This is a genomic window from Acidovorax cavernicola, assembly GCF_003581445.1.
This window is the reverse complement of the sequence record NZ_QXMN01000093.1, coordinates 1-4,823: the sequence shown is the minus strand read 5'-3', so window position 1 is coordinate 4,823 and position 4,823 is coordinate 1. Positions and strand designations below refer to the sequence as shown.

General features: G+C 70.6%; 4 protein-coding genes. 3 read left to right on the top strand and 1 reads right to left on the bottom strand.

Going from position 1 to position 4,823, the window contains the following annotated elements; all coding sequences use genetic code 11:
• From D3H34_RS30870 to metC, 3 genes are all read left to right on the top strand, one after another.
• The coding region (locus D3H34_RS30870) for an amino acid ABC transporter ATP-binding protein (protein WP_147400531.1) at positions 1 to 611 on the top strand (611 nt) is incomplete at its 5' end.
• Positions 612 to 636: 25 nt separating this feature from the next.
• Positions 637 to 1,260 (top strand): cysteine dioxygenase family protein, encoded by a 624-nt coding sequence (locus D3H34_RS30865; RefSeq protein WP_119558652.1) that lies wholly within the window; start codon positions 637 to 639, stop codon positions 1,258 to 1,260.
• A complete protein-coding gene (gene metC / locus D3H34_RS30860) occupies positions 1,257 to 2,477 on the top strand; it encodes a cystathionine beta-lyase (protein ID WP_119558651.1) in 1,221 nt (406 codons plus the stop codon). Before D3H34_RS30865 ends, metC begins: the two co-directional genes overlap by 4 nt.
• A 112-nt stretch (positions 2,478 to 2,589) precedes the next feature.
• On the opposite strand, the gene D3H34_RS30855 is transcribed toward metC, so the two are convergent.
• Positions 2,590 to 4,806 (bottom strand): rhodanese-like domain-containing protein, encoded by a 2,217-nt coding sequence (locus tag D3H34_RS30855; protein WP_119558653.1) that lies wholly within the window; start codon positions 4,804 to 4,806, stop codon positions 2,590 to 2,592.
• Between the last annotated feature and the right edge of the window lie 17 nt (positions 4,807 to 4,823).

Sequence of the window (4,823 nt, the reverse complement as noted above, 5' to 3'; positions counted from 1 at the left end):
GCGTAGCCGCGCTGCGCACCGAGGCCGAGCTGATCGCCCTGCGCAAGCGCGTGGGCTTCGTGTTCCAGCAATACAACCTGTTCCCGCACCTCACGGTGCTGCAGAACCTGGTGATCGCGCCCACGCGCGTGGTCGGCCGCAGCCGCGCCGTCGCCGAGCGCGATGCGCGCGCGCTGCTGGAGAAAGTGCGCCTCGCGCACAAGGCCCACGCCTACCCCGGCGAGCTGTCGGGCGGCCAGCAGCAGCGCGTGGCGATCGCGCGCGCGCTGGCCATGCAACCCGAGCTGATCCTGTTCGACGAAGTCACTTCGGCGCTCGACCCGGAGACCGTGGGCGAAGTGCTCACGGTGATCCGCGACCTGGTCAAGGAAGGCATGACCTGCGTGCTGGTCACGCACGAAATGCGCTTTGCCGAGGAAATCAGCGACCAGGTCTATTTCACCGAAGCCGGCAGCATCGTCGAGCACGGCCCCGTGACCCAGATCTTCGGCGCGCCGCGCAGCGAGCGCACGCGCCAGTTCCTGCAGCGCGCTTTAGGCGAAGGCCCGCGCCAGCGCGTGGCGCCGCCCGCCGAGGCCCTGCGCTTCAACCAGTTGCGTTTCGCCCTGTAATTCACCGCCACCCCAAGAGGACCCCATGAGCACCACTTCCTCCCTGTCCGCACAGCGCCGCGCCGCGGTCGATGCCACCCTCGCCGACGTGCGCGCGCTGGTCGCTGAAGGCGCGCCCGACCGCGCCGCGCTCGCGGCCGTGACCGCGCGGCTCGAAGCGCTGGCCGCGCACAAGGAGCTGTTCACGCGCGCCGACTTTCCGCCGCCCGACGCGGGCCAGGGCGTGGGCGCGTCGACGCGCTATCGCCTCAACGCCGACGACGGCGACGACGGCCTGGCGCTGTACCTGAACTCCACCCTGCCGGGCAAGACCACACAGCCGCACAACCACACCACCTGGGCGGTGATCGTCGCCGTCGAAGGCCGGGAAGTGAACCGGCTGTACGACCGCACCGATGACCGCAGCAATCCCGCGCAGGCGCAGATCCATCTGGCGCGCGAGTTCACGGTGCAGCCCGGCGCGTCGATCGCCTTCCTGCCCGACGACGTGCACAGCATTCATGTGGTCGGCGATGCGCCCACGCTGCATTTCCACCTCTACGGCCAGCCGCTCGAACGCCTGACCGGGCGCATAGGCATAGACGCCACTACGGGCGCGATCACCAACTACAACGCCACCCACTTCCAGCCCAGCAAGGTCGCGGCATGAGCAACAACACTTCTTCGCGCCTCGGCCGCGCCACGCGCCTGCTGCACGCGGGCGCACCCGATCTGCGCGGCGGCGCGGGCCCGGTCAACGTTCCCGTGGTGCGCACCAGCACCGTGCGCTTCGAGAGCAGCGCGGCCTATGCCGACCACCACCACCGCCGCGCCGCGGGCGAGCGCCTGGCCACCTACGGGCGGCACGGCCTCGACACCCACCGCGCGCTCGAGGACGCGGTGACCGCGCTCGAAGGCGGCCACCGTGCGTTTCTCACGCCTTCGGGCCTGTCGGCGATCACGCTGGTGCTCGTGGCGCTGCTGTCGCCCGGCGACCATGCGCTGGTCGCCGACAGCGTCTACTCGCCCGTGCGCCGCGTCGATGACACGCTGCTGCAGCGCCTGGGCATCACGCTCGAGTACTTCTCGCCGTCGCAGCACGACCTGGCCAGCAAGATCCGCCCGAACACCAAGCTGGTCTACCTCGAGTCACCCAGTTCACTGCTCTACGAAGTGCTGGACCTGCCCGCGCTCAGCGCCGTGGCGCGCGCGCATGGCATTCCGGTCGCGACCGACAACACCTGGGGCGCGGGCTGGTTCCACCAACCGCTGGCGCTGGGCGCGAACATTTCCATCCACGCCGCGACCAAGTACATCTCGGGCCATTCGGATGTGATGCAGGGCATCGTCGTCACCGATTCGCCGGAACTGTCGGCCAAGATCGCCACCGCCCATGAAGCCCTGGGTCTGACCGTGGGCGCCGACGACGCCTACCTCGCGCTGCGCGGCCTGCGCACGCTGCCCGTGCGCCTGGCCCAGCACCAGCGCCATGCGACCCAGGTCGCCGAGTGGCTGCTCGATCACCCCCAGGTCAGCCGCGTGTTCTACCCCGCGCTGCCCTCAGACCCGGGCCATGCGCTCTGGAAACGCGACTTCAGCGGCGCCAACGGCCTGGTGTCGTTTGCGTTCGACGACGGCGCGGACGCAGGCGCCGGCGAGCGCTTCATCGACGCGCTGCGCTTCTTCGGCATAGGCGCATCCTGGGGCGGCTATGAAAGCCTGGCCCTGGTGGCCTCGCCCGACCGCCTGCGCGAGCACAGTTTCTGGACCAGCACGTTGCCGGTCGTGCGTTTGCATATCGGGTTGGAAGATCCGCAGGATCTGATTGGCGATCTGGCGCAGGCGTTTGCGCGGGTGGCGCAAAGCGTGGAGCTGGCGGCGGCGTGAAAATGGGCTTGTTCATGAGGACAGGCAGCATCCCCAACAACAACGGCGCCCCAAGGCGCCGTTGCTGTTTTGCCATCTCGCGGCGGCCTCCCCAGGCCGCCGCCTTCCCCCATCAACCGGCCACGGGCAGCAGCCGGATTCCCGTGGTTCCTTCGCGCTCGAGCTGCGCCACCAGGCCCAGTTCCCAGTCCAGGTACTGCTGGAAGCCCGCGTTGCGCCGCTCCAGATCGTGGTGGGCATAAGGGCTGTACCAGTGGTCGTCATCGCCGGTCAGCACGCCTTCCGCGCCCTGCGCGAGCGGCAGATCGGCGGCCACCCAGGCCGGCGTGCCGCCCGCGATCGCGCGCACATCGCGCCCGGTGCGCGCCGCGAGTTCGGCCGCGACGCTGCGCGCGAGCACGCCGTCGGGCGAATGCAGCAGCACGGTCTGCGTCTCGGGCAGCTCCGCCAGGAAAGCCTCGAGGCGGTCGGGCACCGCAAAGCGCGCGCCCGCGATGTGCTGCTTCTCGAACGCCGCGCGGCGGTCGATGTCGAACACGCTGGCCGTGCCGGCTTTCAACAAGGCCTGGGCCTGCTGCGGCGACACCAGCGGCGCCGGCGCATGCAGCGCCAGCACGCGCACCGGCTCGGCCCCGGTTTCGAGCGTCGATAGCGCCGGCGGCGTGTACAGGAACACTTCGTAGCCGCCGAGTTGCGCCAGCCAGGCGCCCGTGGTCAGCGCGCGCACGCCGTCCCAGTCGGCGAGCACGATGCGCGCGCCGCGCACCGCCGCGTATTCGTCCGTGGCCTGCACCAGCTGGCCGCCCGGCGCCCAGCGCCAGCCCGGCAGATGGCCGGCCGCGTATTCCTGTTCGGTGCGCACATCGAAGCGGTAGAGCGAACGCTCCTGCACTTCGGCTTCGAAGCGCGCGAGTTCGGCCGCGTCTATGCGCTGCACGCCCGCGCGACCGGCCACGTCGGCCGCGCGCGCGCGCGCCTTGGCCAGCGTCTCGGGCCTGGGCTCGGGAAACGTCGCGCTGCGGCCATGCGCGAGCGTGCGGCCCGTGAGCAGCCAGTCCATGGTGCCGTTGCGCAGCGACGCCACGCGGTTCGGAATGCCCGCGTCGATCAGCGTCTGCGCGCCGACGATGCTGCGCGTGCGGCCCGCGCAGTTCACCACCACGAAGGTCTCGGGATCGGGCGCGATCTCGCCGATGCGGTAGACCAGCTCGGCGCCCGGCAGGCTGTGCGCGAACGGCAGGCTGAAGGCCGCGAACTCCTCGGGCGTGCGGCTGTCGACGACGACGATGTTGTCGCCGCGCGCCACGCGCTTCTCCAGTTCGTCGGACGTGATCCAGGGCGTGTGCTTCTCGTGCTCGATGACTTCGCCGAACGCCTTGCTCGGCACGTTGGTGCCGCTGAAGATTTCATGGCCCGCGGCGGCCCAGCCATCCGTGCCGCCGGCGAGCACCGACACATTGCGCCAGCCCAGGCGCGCGAGCTTGGCCGCGGCCTGGTGCGACAGCGACTCGTCGGCGTCGACCAGCACGATGCGCGTGCCGCGGCGCGGCACCAGGCGATCGATCAGCAGTTCGATGCGCCACAGCGGCGCCGAGGCCGCGAACAGGATGTGGCGATGCGCGAACACGCCGGTCTCGCGCACGTCGAGCACGGCAATCTCTTCGCCGTCGAACAGCGCGGTCTTGAGCGCCTGGGGCGAGACCACGGGGTGGCGAATCGACTTGGGCGGGCCGAACGTGCGGAACGTGCCGCCTTCGCGGCTTTCGAACACCACGCGGCCGGGCAGGCGGTCTATCGCCAGGCCGTAGAAATGCAGGTGCAGGCCGGGCGCGTCGCCGATCAGCTCGATGGTGTGCACATCGGCAGGCGACAGCACGACGGACACGCCGGGCGTCACGTCCACGCTGCGCGCGGCGGTGAGCGTGTCGCGCGTCGCGTCCGGCGTCTTGTCACGGCGGAAGAACACATTGCGCTCGTTGCCCGCGACGCCGGCGATGATGGCCCAGGTCGTATGGTCGTGCGGCGGCTGCGACTTGCCCGGCAGGCCGGCCGACAGGTACAGCGCGTAGCGGCCCGCGCCATCCTCGCTCAGGCGATAGACCTGCGCCGGGTTCTGCGCCGACACCGGGAAATGTTCCGCCGCGAACAGCGCGTGCTGCGTGCCCAGGCGCTCGAGCAGCGTGGCCACGGCGCGCAACTGTTCGGGCGTCGCGCGCTCGGGATCGGGCACCAGGCGGCGCGCCTGGGCGATGAAATCCGCCACGGCAGCGGTACGGCGGCTGGCGATATCGCTGCCGCTGAAATCGAGGGAAACATGGGTCTGGGTCATGGGATGGGCCTTGCGGG